At 43.0% G+C, this 17,026-nt stretch carries 17 protein-coding genes; 9 read left to right on the top strand and 8 right to left on the bottom strand.

Annotated features, from left to right (window positions below; all coding sequences use genetic code 11):
• Window positions 1-26: 26 nt before the first annotated feature.
• Both ACNURT_RS24500 and ACNURT_RS24505 read left to right on the top strand, forming a co-directional pair.
• The gene (locus tag ACNURT_RS24500) at window positions 27-884 is read left to right on the top strand and encodes a transglutaminase family protein (protein WP_419699879.1); all 858 of its coding nucleotides are present in this window, start codon (window positions 27-29) and stop codon (window positions 882-884) included.
• 15 nt (window positions 885-899) lie between these two features.
• A complete protein-coding gene (locus ACNURT_RS24505; RefSeq protein ID WP_419699880.1) occupies window positions 900-1,460 on the top strand; it encodes a GNAT family N-acetyltransferase in 561 nt (186 codons plus the stop codon).
• Window positions 1,461-1,466: 6 nt separating this feature from the next.
• On the opposite strand, the gene ACNURT_RS24510 is transcribed toward ACNURT_RS24505, so the two are convergent.
• From ACNURT_RS24510 to ACNURT_RS24525, 4 genes are all read right to left on the bottom strand, one after another.
• Complete coding sequence (locus ACNURT_RS24510) at window positions 1,467-1,871, bottom strand: hypothetical protein (RefSeq protein ID WP_419699881.1); 405 nt, start codon at window positions 1,869-1,871, stop codon at window positions 1,467-1,469.
• 5 nt (window positions 1,872-1,876) lie between these two features.
• Window positions 1,877-2,788 carry an alpha/beta hydrolase gene (locus ACNURT_RS24515; protein WP_419699882.1) on the bottom strand — a complete coding sequence of 304 codons (912 nt, stop codon included), beginning with the start codon at window positions 2,786-2,788 and terminating at the stop codon, window positions 1,877-1,879.
• A gap of 122 nt (window positions 2,789-2,910) precedes the next feature.
• Window positions 2,911-4,003 (bottom strand): peptide chain release factor 2 gene (gene prfB, locus ACNURT_RS24520; protein WP_370997224.1). Its coding sequence is split into 2 segments (ribosomal slippage): window positions 2,911-3,942 and window positions 3,944-4,003, totalling 1,092 coding nucleotides; the frame shifts between segments, so codons are not numbered across the junction.
• A gap of 401 nt (window positions 4,004-4,404) precedes the next feature.
• Window positions 4,405-4,842 (bottom strand): hypothetical protein, encoded by a 438-nt coding sequence (locus ACNURT_RS24525; protein WP_370997223.1) that lies wholly within the window; start codon window positions 4,840-4,842, stop codon window positions 4,405-4,407.
• Window positions 4,843-5,095: 253 nt separating this feature from the next.
• On the opposite strand from ACNURT_RS24525, the gene pgi reads away from it, so the two are divergent.
• The 3 genes from pgi (at window position 5,096) to tnpA (ending at window position 8,350) form a co-directional block, all read left to right on the top strand.
• Window positions 5,096-6,742: a glucose-6-phosphate isomerase gene (gene pgi, locus ACNURT_RS24530; protein WP_419699883.1), complete on the top strand. Its 1,647-nt coding sequence runs from the start codon at window positions 5,096-5,098 to the stop codon at window positions 6,740-6,742.
• A gap of 316 nt (window positions 6,743-7,058) precedes the next feature.
• Window positions 7,059-7,412 (top strand): hypothetical protein, encoded by a 354-nt coding sequence (locus ACNURT_RS24535; RefSeq protein ID WP_419699884.1) that lies wholly within the window; start codon window positions 7,059-7,061, stop codon window positions 7,410-7,412.
• Window positions 7,413-7,846: 434 nt separating this feature from the next.
• Window positions 7,847-8,350 carry an IS200/IS605 family transposase gene (tnpA, locus tag ACNURT_RS24540; RefSeq protein ID WP_419699885.1) on the top strand — a complete coding sequence of 168 codons (504 nt, stop codon included), beginning with the start codon at window positions 7,847-7,849 and terminating at the stop codon, window positions 8,348-8,350.
• An 11-nt stretch (window positions 8,351-8,361) separates the two neighbouring features.
• Here tnpA and ACNURT_RS24545 read toward each other — a convergent pair whose 3' ends face one another.
• The 4 genes from ACNURT_RS24545 to ACNURT_RS24560 form a co-directional block, all read right to left on the bottom strand.
• Window positions 8,362-9,447 (bottom strand): glutaminyl-peptide cyclotransferase, encoded by a 1,086-nt coding sequence (locus ACNURT_RS24545; RefSeq protein ID WP_419699886.1) that lies wholly within the window; start codon window positions 9,445-9,447, stop codon window positions 8,362-8,364.
• Window positions 9,448-9,454: 7 nt separating this feature from the next.
• Window positions 9,455-9,823 carry a YraN family protein gene (locus ACNURT_RS24550; protein WP_419699887.1) on the bottom strand — a complete coding sequence of 123 codons (369 nt, stop codon included), beginning with the start codon at window positions 9,821-9,823 and terminating at the stop codon, window positions 9,455-9,457.
• A gap of 130 nt (window positions 9,824-9,953) precedes the next feature.
• Window positions 9,954-11,888 carry a DNA primase gene (gene dnaG / locus ACNURT_RS24555; RefSeq protein ID WP_419699888.1) on the bottom strand — a complete coding sequence of 645 codons (1,935 nt, stop codon included), beginning with the start codon at window positions 11,886-11,888 and terminating at the stop codon, window positions 9,954-9,956.
• Window positions 11,889-12,006: 118 nt separating this feature from the next.
• A complete protein-coding gene (locus ACNURT_RS24560) occupies window positions 12,007-12,870 on the bottom strand; it encodes a DMT family transporter (RefSeq protein WP_419699889.1) in 864 nt (287 codons plus the stop codon).
• Window positions 12,871-12,980: 110 nt separating this feature from the next.
• Here ACNURT_RS24560 and asnS point away from each other — a divergent pair, with 110 nt between their 5' ends.
• From asnS to ACNURT_RS24580, 4 genes are all read left to right on the top strand, one after another.
• Entirely contained in the window at window positions 12,981-14,417 is a 1,437-nt protein-coding gene (gene asnS / locus ACNURT_RS24565; RefSeq protein ID WP_419699890.1) for an asparagine--tRNA ligase, read from the top strand.
• 226 nt (window positions 14,418-14,643) lie between these two features.
• Window positions 14,644-15,117, top strand: a complete 474-nt coding sequence (locus ACNURT_RS24570; protein WP_419699891.1) for an SRPBCC family protein — start codon at window positions 14,644-14,646, stop codon at window positions 15,115-15,117.
• A 96-nt stretch (window positions 15,118-15,213) separates the two neighbouring features.
• On the top strand, window positions 15,214-15,756 hold the full coding sequence (locus ACNURT_RS24575; protein WP_419699892.1) for an RBBP9/YdeN family alpha/beta hydrolase: 543 nt from the start codon (window positions 15,214-15,216) through the stop codon (window positions 15,754-15,756).
• Between the two features lie 137 nt (window positions 15,757-15,893).
• Window positions 15,894-16,976, top strand: a complete 1,083-nt coding sequence (locus ACNURT_RS24580) for an Ldh family oxidoreductase (RefSeq protein ID WP_419699893.1) — start codon at window positions 15,894-15,896, stop codon at window positions 16,974-16,976.
• Window positions 16,977-17,026 lie beyond the last annotated feature (50 nt).

Raw genomic sequence — 17,026 nt, forward strand, 5'->3', positions numbered from 1 at the left:
GGTTTAGTATTTTAGCATTACGGCGTATGATTAATCCAACTGAAGTAAATTCCCTGATCCGCTTACTTGACGACCCTGATAGTGAGATATATGAGCATGTGCATGACAAACTATTGGCATATGGCGTGGAGGCCATCGCTTATTTGGAAAGCGCTTTTGAACAAGCTTTTGACGCGATACAGCAAGAACGTATAGCCAACCTGGTTCATGAAATCCAGTTCATTACTCTAAAGAACGACTTAAAACTCTGGCATCAGAGCGGAGCGTTTGACTTGTTGCAGGGTATTCTGATTATTAACCGCTATCAGTACCCCGATTTGGACGAACAAAAGATCATTAACCAGATAGAAGGCATTAAACGCGACATCTGGATACAGATGATGCACGAAGCCAGTCCTAAGGAGCAGATCAAGCTGATCAACCATGTGTTTTATAATATCTATGGTTTTAGCGGTAATACATCTAATCACCTCGACCCGCAGAACAGTTATATAAGCCAGGTGCTCGACATCAAGAAGGGTAACCAGATATCGCTGGCCATCATTTATTCCATCGTGGCTCAAAAACTGGATATACCGGTGTATGGTGTAAATCTGCCGCAGCATTTTATTTTAGCTTATCTGGATGAAAGCCAGCAAAGCGAATTTGAAAGCGGCATCCTGTTTTACATCAACGCCTTTAACAAGGGATTTATATTTGGTCGCCGGGATGTGGATATGTTCCTGAAACAGCTAAACCTGAAAGCCGATAAGCAGTTTTATGAGCCCTGCTCCAATACCGATATCATCCGCAGGGTGATCCGCAACCTGATCAGCGCCTATGAGAATCTGGGCTCAGCAGAAAAAGTTGCCGAGATGAACGAGTTGCTGTTGATTTTGGAATAATCAAATCCCCCATTGATGCATACACCATTGGATGATATCATTACTCCGCGATTGATACTTCGCCTCATGAGCAGTGATGTTGTTGAAGCTTGTTTAGCCGGTAATTTACGCAGCGCCGGACGATTGCTTGGAGCCAGCATTCCCAAAGAACTGCTGGAACACACCAGCAGTTTTGAATATGGTCGGCGACAGCTCAACAATGATCCGGACTATTTCCCCTGGTCGGCCCGGGCTGTTATATTGCCCGAAGAACAGGTGATGATCGGCCTGATCCGTTTCCATAGTCGTCCAGATCCGGAATACCTGCATATTTATGTGCGGGATGCGGTTGAATTAGGCTACCGGATATTTAAAGGTTACCAAAGGCTTAATTATGTAACTGAAGCCATCAAAGCGATGATGACCTGGGCACAAACCGAGTTTGGTGTTACTAAATTTGTTGCTTCTGTATCCCCGGAGAATATACCATCCATGCAATTGGTAAACCGCTTAGGCTTTACAAAAATTGGCGAGGCGATGGATGATGTGGATGGTTTGGAGTATGTGTTGTTATACGAGGCACAAGACGTATTATAGGCTGGATTATAAACTAACTACTTCATATTCCCTACTTATCACAAACCCTTCAACTCCTGTGGAAGTATGAATGAAATAGTATTTTAAATCTTGGTCTATCCTGATACTGTCAAGAAAACCCGGATTAAAATAATTGCGCATTCGCTCTAAGTATAATTTTTGTTCGACCGAAAAATCATCGAAGCTTTCGGATTCGGTTATATCAAATACAATATTGTCTTGCTGAAAACTACTAAACTCCTGTAAAACTACACCATAAAAGCTGAGCTTACGCTTAATAGTTAAGCCGTTAGGTCTATCGTTTTCTAAAAGATAATTTTCTAAGGTTAACGCCGTAATCTTTTTGCGAAAACCTATGCAGATGTCCTGAATAATACTGTCATGAAAATTCTCTGGAATCGATTTTATCATCCTGTTTACTTCCCCTTCAAAAACCCATTTTCGTCCAACCAGTTGGTGGCCCAGTCAAACCACTTCCCTTTATTTTTGGAATTGTTTAAACCAAAGCCGTGACCGCCTTCCTGAAACAGGTGCATTTCGGCCTTTACGCCATTTTTAAGCAGGGCATCATAAAACAGCAGACTGTTTTGTACAGGTACGGTTTTATCATCTTCGGCATGTATTAAAAATGTTGGTGGGGTATTGGTTGTAATTTGTTTTTCATTGGAATACAGATCGACCTGTGCCGCTGATGGTGTTTTACCAATCAAATTCTCGCGCGAGCCTACATGAGCCTGCTCTCCAAAAGTGATCACCGGGTAAATCAGCATCATAAAATCCGGACGAACGTTGATCCCGTTATTTTCAATAACGGGTTTATCAAAATGAGTCCCCGCGGTAGAGGCCAGGTGCCCCCCTGCCGAAAAGCCAATGATACCGATCTTGTTGGGATCGATACCCCATTCTGCCGCCCGTTTGCGCACCATCATAATAGCAGTTTGCGCATCCTGCAGCGGACCAATGGATTTATCCTGCATAATCTGATCACTGGGCAGGCGGTATTTTAAAACAAAAGCGGTAACCCCTATTTTATTAAACTCCTGTGCAACAGCCATACCCTCATGTCCCGAAGCCAAGCCGGAATAACCCCCACCCGGAATAACAATTACCGCAGCCCCGTTAGCCTTATCTTTTGGCAAAAAATAGGGTGTAAGTGTTGGCACGCTAACATGATCTATCCAGGATCGCTGATCAGTTTTCTCGACATAAGCAGCAGGAGTGGGTTTGGAATTGGGTACGCCTTTGGGATATAAGGGGATTGCCTTTTCCTGGCTATAAGCCGCCGTTGTTGCTATCATTAAAATAAAGGCTGATAAAATGGGTTTCATAAATAAAGTTTGTAAATGGGTTTGGCAAGTTACAATTTCTGTTTAAAACAAAAAACGGTGCTTTCAATTATGAAAGCACCGTTGAATTTTTAACGCGACATAGGGACTTGCATGTGCATTACTTAACTTTTAGGCCCGCCAAATTCCATGAGGTAGGCTTTTAAAAATTCGTTAAGCTCACCATCCAGTACGGCTGCGGCATTGGATGTTTCATGATCGGTACGCAGATCCTTCACCAGTTTGTATGGGTGTAGTACGTAGTTTCGGATCTGTGAGCCCCATTCAATTTTCTTTTTGTTGCCTTCAATGGCGTTGGTGATCTCCATGCGTTTACGCATCTCAATTTCATACAGTTGCGATTTGAGTAAGCGGATAGCATTATCCTTATTCTGTAGCTGCGAGCGCGACTCCTGGTTTTTAATAATGATGCCTGATGGCTTGTGGTATAAACGCACGGCGGTTTCCACCTTGTTCACGTTCTGTCCACCGGCACCGCCAGAGCGGAAGGTTTCAAACTCAATATCAGCCGGGTTAATATCAATTTCGATGGTATCATCAACCAATGGATAAACATATACCGACGCGAATGAAGTATGGCGTTTGGCATTGGCATCAAATGGCGACACCCGCACTAAACGGTGAACCCCATTCTCGCCCTTTAAATAACCATAAGCAAAATCACCTTCCAATTGCAGGGTTACGGTTTTCACACCGGCTACATCACCTGGCTGATAATCCTGCTCGGTAACTTTGTAGCCGTTTTTTTCGCCCCACATAATGTACATACGCATGAGCATGCCCGCCCAGTCGCAGCTTTCGGTACCACCGGCACCTGCTGTAATTTGTAATACGGCATTAAACTGGTCTTCCTCGGCCGAAAGCATGTTTTTAAATTCCAGTTCTTCTACTACCTTAATGGCGGTGTTATATTGCTCCTGCATTTCTGCTTCGGAAGCATCACCACTTTGATAAAATTCAAAAAGCACGCCGGTATCATCAATTACCGATGATACTTTCTGAAACTCATCTGTCCATACTTTTTTGGTTTTGATGGATGCCAGTACTTTTTCGGCTTCTTTGGGCTGATCCCAAAAATGGGGGCCTACGGTTATTTCCTGTTCTATTTTTAATTGGTCAAGCTTCTTGTCGATGTCAAAGATGCCTCCTCAGGGAAACTAATCTATCCCTTAAATCCTGAATCTGTTCTTTAGTCATTTGGCAAATATATACAATTTGATAATCGGCATAAATAAAAAAAGGGGCGTTTAAAAATTGATCAAAGATAAAAGGACAGAGGAGCAAAGATTTTTCCCCCACCCTCTTTCCAGCGAAGCTGAAGAGAGGGTCGTCCAGCGAAGCGCAGGCGGGGTGAGTCGATACCGCGCGACAATTTGATAATCGGCATAAAATAAAAAGTTCCGAAACTATACTTCACCGAGAGCTTGAAACATGATCCTTAAGCAGACGGGCTATTTTTCTAAAAAGAGGGTTTACACGGTTTACACTTTTCATGGTTAACACTTGCCCTTAAAATAGTGTAAACCATGATTTTCGGCGTTTACCCAACAAAAAAGGCCCGCAAATTTGCGAGCCTTATCAGGGGTTATATTTTTTTATTAAGCCACCATCAGTTTATCAAGCAATAAACTCAGGTCGGCTTTGTTACCATTTAGTTTTGTAAGCATATTAGTTAAGCCAAATTCTTTGATCTGCTCACTTTTTGATGCCTTTACCAACTCCTGCATTACCTGAGGTATCAGCGCGTTTGCTGTGGCCAATGCTTGTACCGGGTCAATATGATAAAAAGTGTTCAACCGGTTGGCAAAGCGGTTTACAATGCTTGATACTAAAGAATGATTGTAAATACCCGACGATTGAAAGTACTTGATCAGCTCTTTCAATTTGCCATTTTCCATCTGGCCTTTTAAAACCTCAATGATGGAACTTGATGCTTCGATCATCACTGCTTCGCGGTGCTTAGCAGGTATTACAGGATTGTTAACAACAGCCGTCCCGGCGTTATTTTTTATAAGCAAAAAAAGTTTTTCAAACATGACCTCTTTATTTTTACTTTTAAATTTACAAATTGATGATAAATTACTCATTTGATTACCAACAAGACAAATATATCAAATAATCATTTGAAATATCCAAACGATTGTCAAATATTTTTAAAATTTTCGTAATTTTTAGGTGTAAAACAAACACTATGTAAGCAGTGTTAAAACAACACTAAGAATTGTTAGTTTCATATTTAATATCCACCTAACAATTAACTTGTTACTTTTGTTAAAAAACACTTCAATTATGCTGCCAAACATCGATTTTACCACCACCCAGAGTTATAAATATTTAACCGATCATTACATCGACATCGTATCGAAAAGCCTGAAAGAGCTATTTGATACTGATAAAGAGCGTTTTAAGAAATTCCATATCCAGTTTGAAGACATTTTGTTTGATTATTCCAAAAACCGGATAGACGAGCAAACTATCGCTTTATTGATACAGTTAGCAAAGGAATGTTCAGTAAATAAGGCAATTGAAGCCATGTTCTCGGGCGAAAGGATCAACGTTACCGAAGACCGCCCGGTGCTGCATATTGCCCTGCGTAACCGCAGCAACAAACCTATTTACGTTGACGGTAAAGATGTGATGCCAGATGTAAATAAAGTGCTTGACCACATGAAAGATTTCAGTCACGCTATTATTTCAGGCGACTGGAAAGGCTATACCGGCAAACCTATTACTGATGTGGTAAACATCGGTATCGGCGGATCTGACCTGGGCCCGGTAATGGTTACCGAAGCATTAAAGGCTTACAAGAACCATTTGACCCTGCACTTTGTATCTAACGTTGATGGCACCCACATTGCCGAAACCCTAAAAGTGGTTGATCCGGAAACTACTTTATTTCTCATCGCTTCCAAAACATTCACCACCCAGGAAACTATGGCGAATGCGCATAGCGCCCGCGACTGGTTCCTGGCTGCCGGAGCAAAAGAGGCCGATGTGGCTAAACATTTTGCTGCCCTGTCAACCAATTCTGCCGCTGTAGAAAAATTCGGTATCGACACCAAAAACATGTTTGAGTTTTGGGATTGGGTTGGCGGTCGCTACTCTTTATGGAGCGCTATTGGCCTGTCTATCTCTTTAAGCATTGGCTTTGATAATTTTGTGAAACTGCTGGAAGGTGCTCATGCTACAGACGAGCATTTCCGCACTACTGAGTTCGACCAGAACATCCCGGTTATACAGGCTTTGATCGGTATCTGGTATAATAACTTCTTTGAATCAGAAACCAACGTGATATTACCATACGACCAGTACATGCATCGTTTTGCCGCTTACTTTCAACAAGGCGATATGGAAAGTAATGGTAAGCACGTGGATCGAAATGGGAAAGAGGTTGATTACTCTACCGGCCCAATCATCTGGGGCGAACCGGGCACCAACGGTCAGCACGCTTTTTATCAGCTGATACACCAGGGCACTAAACTGATCCCTGCCGACTTTATAGCGCCGGCACAATCGCATAATCCACTTGGCGAACACCATAACATGTTACTATCCAATTTCTTTGCACAAACCGAAGCTTTGATGAATGGTAAAACCGAAGAAGTAGTGATCGACGAGTTAAAAGCCGCCGGTAAATCTGAGGCAGAAATAGCGGAGATAGCTCCTTTCAAGGTATTTGAAGGTAACCGTCCTACCAATTCATTCCTGCTTAAAAAGATCACTCCGCATAGCCTGGGTTCGTTAATTGCGATGTACGAACATAAAATATTTGTACAGGGCATTATCTGGAACATTTACAGCTTTGACCAATGGGGTGTTGAACTGGGCAAACAACTGGCCGGCAAAATTCTTCCAGAATTGAAAGATAACAGCGAGATCAGCAGCCATGATTCATCAACCAATGGTTTGATCAACCAGTATAAAGCCTGGAGGTAAGCCTCCAGCCTCTGCCAATTGGCAGAGGAGCTTTTGATTTGCATATTCATTTTATAATAAAAGAGCCCACAATTGTGGGCTCTTTTATTATAAAATTCTTCACTGTTCGAAGTCTCTGACTTCGGACGACTATGTCTGTAGTTTAAAACTACAGACAGTTGGCTGGTTCAATGTTTTCCTGTAGTCTGAAGACCACAAGCATAATTGTTCGAAGTCAGAGACTTCGAACGGCGCGAGGGCGTTTTTTTATTTTTTCTACGCTTAAACTTTAGCGCTAAAACAGTCTCTATACCTGTATAATTTAAGAGCAATTCATATGACCAAACCTTTTAAACCTATCCTAATAGTATTATTGGCTATTATGCTTGCATCATGCGGCGCAATCCGTGAAAGCCTGGATGCGGCGAGACCTGTAAATCTGAGCGTACTAAAATTAGGGATGAGCAAAGATGAAGTGCAGCAATATTTAAACAAAAAACCAGATAATACCATAGCCGCGAAAAACTACCCTGATACTAAAACATTTATCGAGGTAGTACAATATAGCCAACAATACTATCAGAATGGCGATACAAACCGGCCCGTTAGTGACGCTTACTGGCTATATTTTGTAAACGATAAGCTCGATAAATGGGAAAAAGCCAACTCACATCACACGCCCTGGATTTAGACCAAGCCCCCTGAAGGAGGAGCGTTTGATTAGCATATTTATATTCGGCTAAAGCCAGATTTGTCAATTTATCATCCGTTGGCTGAAGCCAACGGCAATGAATTTGGTCTGCATTCATTTAAAAGGCTATTAATTTAGGCTAACGAAGGCTCTTATTATAATTTCATAGCTGAAGTCAATGACCATGAATTTAATTTGAAATTTATTAAAAAGGTTTACTCATATAGGATAGTCCAGGCTTTTCATTATAAATTTCATAGCCGAAGCCAATGACCACGAATTTAATTTGAAATTATTAAAAAGGTTTACTCATATAGGATAGTCCAGGCTTTTCATTATAAATTTCATAGCCAAGCTAATGGCCATGAATTTAATTTGAAATTTATTTTCCATCCAATAAATCTGCATAACTTAAAAAATCATTAATTTACGTAATGAAATTCATTGCCGTCCCATTTATGGGACGGACTAATTCAAACACAAAAGGCTTTAGCCGAACCTATATCATGTCATTCGTAAAAATCTGGATTCATTTAGTTTTTGCCACAAAAAATCGTGAACCATGGCTTAAAAAAGAATTCAGATATGACCTATATAAACATATTGCCGAAAACTGTTTAGAAAAAGAAATTTTCCTGCAAGCAATTAATGGTTATGCAGATCATTTACATTGCCTTATTTCTTTAGGAAAAGATCAAAATATTGCAAAGATAGGTCAGCTGATAAAAGGCGAATCATCATTTTGGATCAACAAAAACAATCTTGTTCCTGAAAAATTCAGCTGGCAGGATGATTATTTTGCCGTTTCAATAAGTGAATCACAAGTAGAAACCGTTATCAATTATATAAAGAATCAAGAAAACCACCATTCAAAAAAATCATTTCAAGAAGAAGTTGATGAATTTATGACTAAATATGGATGGCAACCTATTAAATAGCCAAAAGCTCCTTATTTGCCCAACTTTATCTGGTACAAATGCGGCCACTTTTTGCCGGTTACAAACAGGCGTTTACCTTTTGCATCCCAGGCTATACCATTCATTACATCCGCATTTGGATTTCTGCTTGCTTCCGGGTATAAATTGCTCAGATCAATCTTTTGTAATACCGCACCTGTTTTAGGATCGATTACTAATATGTAATTGGTATGAAATACATTGGCGTATATTTTACCATCAATATATTCCAGTTCATTCACCTCTTCTACCTGTCCCTTATCGTCATACACATCAATAAAGCCTATTTGTTTATAGGTATCCTTATCCAGGAAAAAGATCCGATTGGTTTTATCGTCCATGTACAGTTTTTTACCGTCAAAACACATACCCCAACCTTCAACGCCAACATTGTTTGTAAAAGTGCTCAGCAGTTTAAAAGTGTCCTTATCATAAACATAACCTATCTTTTCCAGGTAGGTCAATTGGATGAGCTTATTACCTACAATGGAGATACCTTCGCCAAAAACTTTGGGATCAAGCATAATTTGTTTGATCGATTTGCCAGTAGCCAAGTCAACTTTTCTTAATCTCGACTGTACATCTTTTGATTGTCCCGGCGGCGGGTCAAGATAACCGCCCCCGCTTTCATAAAGCACACCATCCTGATAAAGCAAGCCTTCGGTATAGCAGCTGGTATCATGCGGAAACACTTTTTCAACTTTATAGGTCAGCATCTCCGGTGCTTTAGCAGCCGTTAAAATAATATTAGTGGTTACATCCTCGCTTTTACCGGCCGTATAAACTTTAGCGGTAATCACTTTAATACCCAGCGGAATGGTATCTGTTTTAAGACTGATACCCGATGAATCTTTACCCACGCCTAACTTCAGCGCATCCAGCATATATACGATGGAATCGGGCTTTGCATCCGCAGGCAGGCTCACTTTAACTTTTACTTCATCACCAGATTTGTAAGAGGTTCCTGCTTCGGGACTGATGGTATAGTCAGCGCCGCTTTCTTTTGGTTTATTATTGCAGCTACAGCCAAACGCCAATAAGGCGCAGGCGGCAAAAAGTACTTTTATTTTATTATTCATAAGTATATTAGGTGGCCGAAGGCCAAAACGCATCTTCAATGTGGTTTAGTATATAATTTTTATCCCTGTCAAACAAAATGGCGATAATATCAAACCGCACATCGCCCTGGTGGTTCATGAGGTAAATATATTCATCTGCGGCATCAGCCAGTAATTTTTGTTTACGGGCATCCACAAAATCCTCGGGTTCGCCAAAACCATTACCGGTACGGGTTTTTACTTCGGTAAATATAATAACCTTGTTTTTATATGCAATCAGGTCTATCTCAGCTTTTCCGTGGGTCCAATTCTCATCCAGTATTTCATAACCGGCATTTTCCAGGTGGGTTTTAGCTAAAGCTTCGCCGGCGCGGCCCAGGTCAAGGTGTGTGGCCATTATTTAAAGTTAAGAGTCAAGAACCAAGAATTAAGACAGTAGCAAAACAAGGTAACAAGAGCGTAGCCAAATGGATTTGCTTTGTGCTTATCTTGATTCCTGACTCTTATATCTTGATTTCTATTTTGCATTATTTGATAATTACCGAGCCTAAAAAGTCGGAGATCATTTTCTCGACCTTTTTCATGCGGATGTACTGATTCAGTAATATTTCCTGGTCGGCTTCGGTCTCGGCCTTTTGCAGCTCATTGCGCAGGCTCTCGAGCATTTTACCCACCTTATGTTTCTTGAGATGGAAAATAGCACCCAGGATGGCAGCTTTCATGTTGTCCTGCTCATCATGTATCATGATCCTGTGCATCTCGTACCAGTTTTCGCTCAGCGTATACTTGGAGGCCAGCATGGTTACCGTGAGGTCAACAATCCCTTTATCCTGATGATGGATAAAATAGGTATCATCGGGCAGCACACCATTCTCTACTTCCTGCCGGTATATATCCGTAAACATTTTACAAACAGGGTGTTCAAAAGTAACATCACCCAACTCAGCTATCATAAACGGACCGATATAGGTATTGGCGATGCCATCCCAGTCGATCATTCTATTGCCGTATAAAAGCAACAGCCTGATGATCTCTTTTTCCTGCGCGCTTTCATCTTTAGCTTCCTGAACCTCGGGCTCGTCAAAAAAATTGGGCTCGTCTGGTGGCTGCTGCGGCGAGTACCTGGTATTTTGCTGCTGTTGACCATCCTTTTTGGCTTTGGCCTGCCGCATTTTATTGAGTTCGGACAGTAACGACCGCTCATCTATCTGTAATAGATAGCTACACTCCTTAATGAAAACCGAAGCCTTGATCGAGTCGGGGATCTTGGCAATACTCTCTACGATCTCACGGATGATCTCGGCTTTCTTTATCGGATCGTTACCGGCATCTTTTAAAAGCAGGTTGGCTTTATAAAGAATAAAATCTTTTTTATTTTCCTCTATATGCTTTTTGAAAGCGCTGGTACCTACCAGGCGTACGTACGAATCCGGGTCATGTCCGTCGGGAAAAGAGACCACTTTTACGTTGAGGCCTGCTTCCAGTATCATATCCAGCCCGCGCAGGGATGCTTTGATACCAGCCGCGTCGCCATCATACAAAATGGTAATATTTTGCGTAAAACGACTAATCAACCTGATCTGTTCGGTAGTTAACGAAGTACCAGATGATGCTACCACATTTTCGATGCCGGCCTGATGAACCGACAGCACATCGGCATAACCTTCTACCAGGTAACAGTTATCTTCATCGCGGATAGCCTTCTTGGCAAAATACAATCCGTAAAGTACGTTTGATTTATGGTAGATCTCGCTCTCGGGCGAGTTTACGTATTTGGGTACGTTCTTGTCTTTCTTCAGCGTACGACCGCCAAAAGCTATCACACGACCGGTAAAACTATGTATCGGGAACATCACCCGGCCGCGGTACCTATCATACAGCGTACCATTATCGCGTTTAACCGATAGCCCGCTTTCTTCTAAAAACTGCTGCTGATAACCTTGACTGATGGCAGTACCGGTAAAAGCCTCCCACTGATCGGGAGAATAACCAAGCTCGAATTTTTTAATCGTTTCGGTACTAAAGCCGCGCTCTTTAAAATAGCTCAGGCCTATATTCCTGCCTTCTTCGGTATCCAGCAAACTTTCATGAAAAAATTTGGCTGCAAAGGCCGTCACGATCATGAGGCTTTCACGGCGCAGGTCCTCTTCTTTGTTTTCCGGATGATCAACAGTTTCTTCAACCTCGATGCCGTACTTTTTGGCCAGCCATTTTAAGGCTTCAGGATAGCTGAATTTCTCCAGCTCCATTAAAAAAGTAACCGCCGAACCACCTTTGCCTGTCGAAAAATCCTTAAAAATGCCTTTCGCCGGAGATACCGTGAACGATGGGGTACGCTCATTGGCAAATGGCGACAAGCCCACGTAGTTTGCACCGCGCTTTTTTAACTGCACAAACTCCCCTATCACCTCCACAATGTCGGTGGCTTCCATAATACGGTCGATAGTAGATTTTATGATCATGCGCTAAAATGCAAAGGTAGAGTATCGGGTATCAAGTATCAAGTATCAAGTAGTTAGTATCAAGTATCATGGGTTCTTTTATAAAAAGAATTGCGTTTGTCTTGATACTTGATACTAACTACTTGATACTAACCGATTGCTTTCCTTTTAAAAATGTTACCGCGATCCCGACAAGTACAATCACGCTGCCTATTATTTCTTTCAGCTGCAGGCTTTCGTGCAGTAAAATTACGGCTATAATACCTGCAAGTACTGTTTGCCCTAAAAGTGCTATAGCCACCTTGGTACTCTCCAAAAATCGCAGTGAATAGTTAATGGTTATCCAGCCGGTTAACTGGCAAAGCAAACCCATTCCCAAAAAACAAAGCCAGCTGTTTAAAGAAAAACTAACCAAATTATTACCCTGCCAGCAACTGATGATCAGGAGGAAAACACAGGCCGCAAGCATGTTATAAAACATGAATGATAAAGTGCCAATCCGCTGTAAAATATTATTGGTTATCACAATGTAAACCGAATAAAACACACTGGCTAAAAGTGCCAGCACAATGCCAATATTAAATTTAAGGCCCAGGATATTTTGATAACCCACTAAAATAACCATTCCTGCCATGGCAATGGCCGTACCCACCCAATACAGCATCCCCGATTTTTTGCGCAAAATAAAAAAACTGATGAGCCCAACCCAAACCGGAGCCAGATTAGCCACCAAAGTTGATACGGTAGCACTGATATGCTCTAAGGAAATATTCCACACGGCAATATCCGAGGCAAAAATGAGTCCGCCCAGGAAAGCGGTTAGCAGTTCTTTAGTAGCTATTTTAAGCTTAACTTTCCAGAAACACCACGGAGCCAATACCAGCCAGGCCAAAAACACCCTGTAAAAAGCCGCAGTAATTGGAGGCGCCCCGCAAAGTTTTACAAATATGGGCGAAAAGGCGATACATAAAATACCAATGGCAAGACTAATTCTGGGATTCATAGGGGTAACAAATGAGGGCCAAATTTAGTTAAATAGCTTATCATTAAGGCCAAAATTACCCGTACCGTTACATAAATAATTGTATTTTTGCGGCTCTAAAAATAATTTATATGAGTCAGCGAGTAAAGATTAAAGCATTGCTGCAAAGTCAGCAAACCGACATTGATGTAACTGTAAAAGGATGGGTGCGTGCATTCCGTTCCAATCGTTTCATTGCTTTAAATGATGGCTCAACAAATAATAACATTCAGATCGTTGTCGACTTTGAAAATACCGATCCGGCCCTGTTAAAACGCATTACCGTGGGCGCTGCGTTAAGCGTTGGGGGTAAATTAGTTGCGTCACAGGGTAAGGGGCAAACCGTTGAAGTTATAGCTACCGACATTGAGATACTGGGCGACAGCGATCCCGAAAAATACCCTATTCAGCCCAAAAAACATAGTCTGGAATTTTTGAGGGAGAACGCCCACCTGCGTTTCCGTACCAGTACTTTTGGGGCGATATTTAGGGTGCGAAACAGCCTGGCCTTCGCGGTACACCAGTTTTTTCAGGAGCGTGGCTTTGTTTACCTGCATACCCCTGTGATTACTGCATCTGATGCGGAAGGGGCCGGCGAAACCTTCCATGTAACCAATTTCGACCTGGATAACATCCCGAAGACAGATACCGGTGAAATCGATTTTAAGCAAGACTTTTTTGGTCGCCCAACCAATCTTACTGTATCCGGGCAACTCGAGGGTGAGCTTGGCGCGATGGCTCTGAGCGATATTTATACATTCGGCCCTACTTTCCGTGCCGAAAACTCCAATACCACCCGCCACCTGGCCGAGTTTTGGATGATTGAACCGGAAGTTGCCTTTAGCGATCTGAATGATAACATGGACCTGGCAGAGGACATGCTGAAATACGTGATCAGATACACACTGGACAAAAACGCCGATGATATTGAGTTTTTAACCCAGCGCCTGGCCGAGGAAGAAAAACAAAAACCACAGAACGAGCGATCGGAAATGACTCTGCTCAAAAAGCTGCAATTCTGTTTAACCCATGATTTTGAACGCCTTACTTATACCGAGGCTATCGAGATATTGAAGGAATCAACTCCGAACAAAAAGAAAAAATTCCAGTACCCGATCGAGGGCTGGGGAACTGACCTGCAAAGTGAGCATGAGCGTTACCTGGTGGAGAAACATTTCAAAAAACCAGTGATCCTGACCGATTATCCAAAGGAGATCAAAGCGTTTTATATGCGCCAGAACGACGATGGCAAAACCGTAGCTGCCATGGACATCCTGTTCCCCGGTATTGGCGAAATTGTAGGCGGCTCGCAGCGTGAAGAGCGTTTGAGCAACCTGGAACAACGCATGGACGAAATGGGTATCCCTAAAGATGAACTTTGGTGGTACCTGGATACCCGTCGCTTTGGCGCTTGTCCGCATGCTGGTTTTGGATTGGGATTTGAGCGCCTGGTGTTGTTTGTAACCGGCATGGGCAATATCCGCGATGTGATCCCTTTCCCAAGGTTCCCGAAAAATGCTGAGTTCTAAACAGGATCACAGGATTTACTTAGATTGACAGGTTTTTTGAGGATTGCATTATTCAACCATGAAAATCATATCAATCACTAACTAATCCTCAAGTTGCGCTGCGAACGTATTGCATTTTCAAATAGGACTACATAATTTTAGATAGATTAACAGGACCTCCGCTGAATCAATGATGCAGCTTCAAGAAATCCTGTTAATCTTTAAATAATCTTTAAATCGTGTCATTTTGCCTGTAATTGAATTAGCTACCCACATCAACGCGCCCATCGGAAAATGTTTCGATCTGGCCCGGAACATTGATGTGCACGTGGCCTCAACCCGGCATACCGGCGAAACGGCAATTGCCGGCCGTACCAGCGGACTAATTGAACTTGGTGAATGGGTTACCTGGCGTGCCAAACACTTTGGCATTTGGCAAACCCTCACCTCAAAGATCACCGAGCTGGAATATCCCAACCACTTCACTGATGAAATGGTTCAAGGGGCCTTCAAAAACTTTAGGCATGAGCATTATTTTTTTGCGATAAAGGAAGAAACCCTGATGAAGGATATTTTCCGGTATGAATCACCTTATGGCACTATATTCGACCTTGTTATTTTGCAAAACTACATGCGCCGGCTTTTGCAAAAACGTAACCTGGTGATCAAAGAAATAGCCGAGGCCCCCAGCCCCCTGAAGGGCGAACAGTTAGTAATTTAAAATAAAAATATCGTATTTCGAATATCGAACATCGAAGTACTTCGAAATTCATTATTCAAGATTCAGTGTTCAGTATTCTTATTTAAAGCATTTACTATGATCTTTAACTCAACTATTCTTATCCATCCAGGATTGGGCAACTCCGGTCCGGCGCATTGGCAGTCGCTTTGGGAAAAGCAATTTAATTTTGGTCGCATTGAACAGCAGGACTGGGAAACTCCGGTTTGCAGCGACTGGATAACAACGCTCAACAGCTATGTACAGCGATATGATCCCAAAAACGTAATTCTGGTTGGTCATAGCCTTGCCTGCACCACAATAGCCTATTGGGCACAAGCGTATAATATCAAAATTAAAGGTGCCCTATTGGTTGCTCCAAGCGATACCGAAGCTGATACTTATCCCCCTGGTACCAGCGGTTTTACGCCCGTACCACTGATAAAACTGCCTTTCAAAAGCATCACCGTAGCCAGCAGTAACGATTATTATGTAACCAGTGAACGCGCCCGGTTATTTGCCGATAGCTGGGGAAGCGAACTGGTAGAGATAGGCGATGCCGGCCATATTAACCTGGCTTCAGGCTTTGGCGAATGGCCAAAGGGATTGGAGTTGCTGAAGCAATTGGATAATCTTTATTAAATGTGCAGATTTCAGATGTGCGGATATGCAGATGATTGTCCATACATTGGTTAATCATCTTTACCTTTATAATTTGCATATCGCAACTCATTTGTATATCTGAAATCTGCATATTTGCACATCTAACCTCATATATCATGCTGGTAAGCCCATCTACCCTCCGCGTTTTTACCGAAAATATTTTCAAGGCCATTGGCTGCAGTACGGAGCATGCCACGCTTGCCGCTGATGTTTTGCTGCGTTCCGATCTGCGGGGAATAGACTCGCATGGGGTAGCCCGCCTGAGCGGCTATGTGCGCCTCTGGGAAAAGAACCGTATCAATGCCACACCCAACATCCGGATAGTACACGAAACACCCACCACGGCCACCGTTGATGGCGATGCAGGCCTGGGACTTGTGGTAGCACCCTTTGCCATGCAGGTAGCTATCAAAAAAGCCGAATTATATGGTTCGGGTTGGGTATCAGTACGCAATTCCAATCATTTTGGCATTGCCGGCTACCATGCCCTGATGGCAGTGGAAAAAGACATGATCGGTTTTGCCATGACCAATGCCAGTCCGCTGGTGGCGCCTACTTTCTCAAGTGAGCGCCTGTTGGGTACCAATCCTATGTGCTACGCCTTTCCGGCAGGACATTATCCGCCTGTGGTGGTTGATCTGGCTACTTCGGCAGCGGCTAACGGCAAGCTGGAAATTGCCCAGCGCCTGGGCAAACAGGTACCCGAAGGCTGGATACAGGACCAGCATGGCCATTATACCACCGATCCTCATGCTCTTAAAACCGGTGGAGCACTGTTACCCCTGGGTGGCGACCGCGACCATGGCAGCCATAAAGGCTTCGGGCTGAGTGCTACGGTGGACATTTTGTCGGCGGTACTGTCTGGTGCCAATTATGGGCCCTGGGTGCCTCCTTTTGTGGCTTTTCTTGATCCGCCGGCTAACCCGGTGGGGCAAGGTATAGGGCATTTTTTGGGTGCTATGCGGGTTGACGGCTTCCGCCCGGTGGATGAGTTTAAGAGCCACCTGGATAACTGGATAGCCCGGTTCAAGACCTCGGCAACTGTCGACCCCACCCAGAAGGTCATCATCCCAGGTGAGCCCGAGCTGGAGGCCGAACATCATCGCGGTACCCACGGCATCCCTCTGGTTGACGCCGTGGTAGCCGACCTTCATATTTTAGCCGAGCGTTTTGGTGTGGAACCCTTGCAGGGTTTGTAATTACTTTTTAAACCTTAAATTTTAACACTTTTCGGCACGAAAGACGGGTA

Source organism: Mucilaginibacter sp. NFX135 (assembly GCF_048565145.1).
Taxonomy (GTDB): Bacteria; Bacteroidota; Bacteroidia; order Sphingobacteriales; family Sphingobacteriaceae; genus Mucilaginibacter.

Excerpts from the sequence above, each read along its gene's own strand:
- ACNURT_RS24500 (WP_419699879.1), top strand. The coding sequence starts at position 27 with ATGATTAATCCAACTGAAGTAAATTCCCTGATCCGCTTACTTGACGAC.
- ACNURT_RS24505 (WP_419699880.1), top strand. The coding sequence starts at position 900 with ATGCATACACCATTGGATGATATCATTACTCCGCGATTGATACTTCGC.
- ACNURT_RS24510 (WP_419699881.1), bottom strand. The coding sequence starts at position 1,871 with ATGATAAAATCGATTCCAGAGAATTTTCATGACAGTATTATTCAGGAC.
- ACNURT_RS24515 (WP_419699882.1), bottom strand. The coding sequence starts at position 2,788 with ATGAAACCCATTTTATCAGCCTTTATTTTAATGATAGCAACAACGGCG.
- ACNURT_RS24525 (WP_370997223.1), bottom strand. The coding sequence starts at position 4,842 with ATGTTTGAAAAACTTTTTTTGCTTATAAAAAATAACGCCGGGACGGCT.
- pgi (WP_419699883.1), top strand. The coding sequence starts at position 5,096 with ATGCTGCCAAACATCGATTTTACCACCACCCAGAGTTATAAATATTTA.
- ACNURT_RS24535 (WP_419699884.1), top strand. The coding sequence starts at position 7,059 with ATGACCAAACCTTTTAAACCTATCCTAATAGTATTATTGGCTATTATG.
- tnpA (WP_419699885.1), top strand. The coding sequence starts at position 7,847 with ATGAAATTCATTGCCGTCCCATTTATGGGACGGACTAATTCAAACACA.
- ACNURT_RS24545 (WP_419699886.1), bottom strand. The coding sequence starts at position 9,447 with ATGAATAATAAAATAAAAGTACTTTTTGCCGCCTGCGCCTTATTGGCG.
- ACNURT_RS24550 (WP_419699887.1), bottom strand. The coding sequence starts at position 9,823 with ATGGCCACACACCTTGACCTGGGCCGCGCCGGCGAAGCTTTAGCTAAA.
- dnaG (WP_419699888.1), bottom strand. The coding sequence starts at position 11,888 with ATGATCATAAAATCTACTATCGACCGTATTATGGAAGCCACCGACATT.
- ACNURT_RS24560 (WP_419699889.1), bottom strand. The coding sequence starts at position 12,870 with ATGAATCCCAGAATTAGTCTTGCCATTGGTATTTTATGTATCGCCTTT.
- asnS (WP_419699890.1), top strand. The coding sequence starts at position 12,981 with ATGAGTCAGCGAGTAAAGATTAAAGCATTGCTGCAAAGTCAGCAAACC.
- ACNURT_RS24575 (WP_419699892.1), top strand. The coding sequence starts at position 15,214 with ATGATCTTTAACTCAACTATTCTTATCCATCCAGGATTGGGCAACTCC.
- ACNURT_RS24580 (WP_419699893.1), top strand. The coding sequence starts at position 15,894 with ATGCTGGTAAGCCCATCTACCCTCCGCGTTTTTACCGAAAATATTTTC.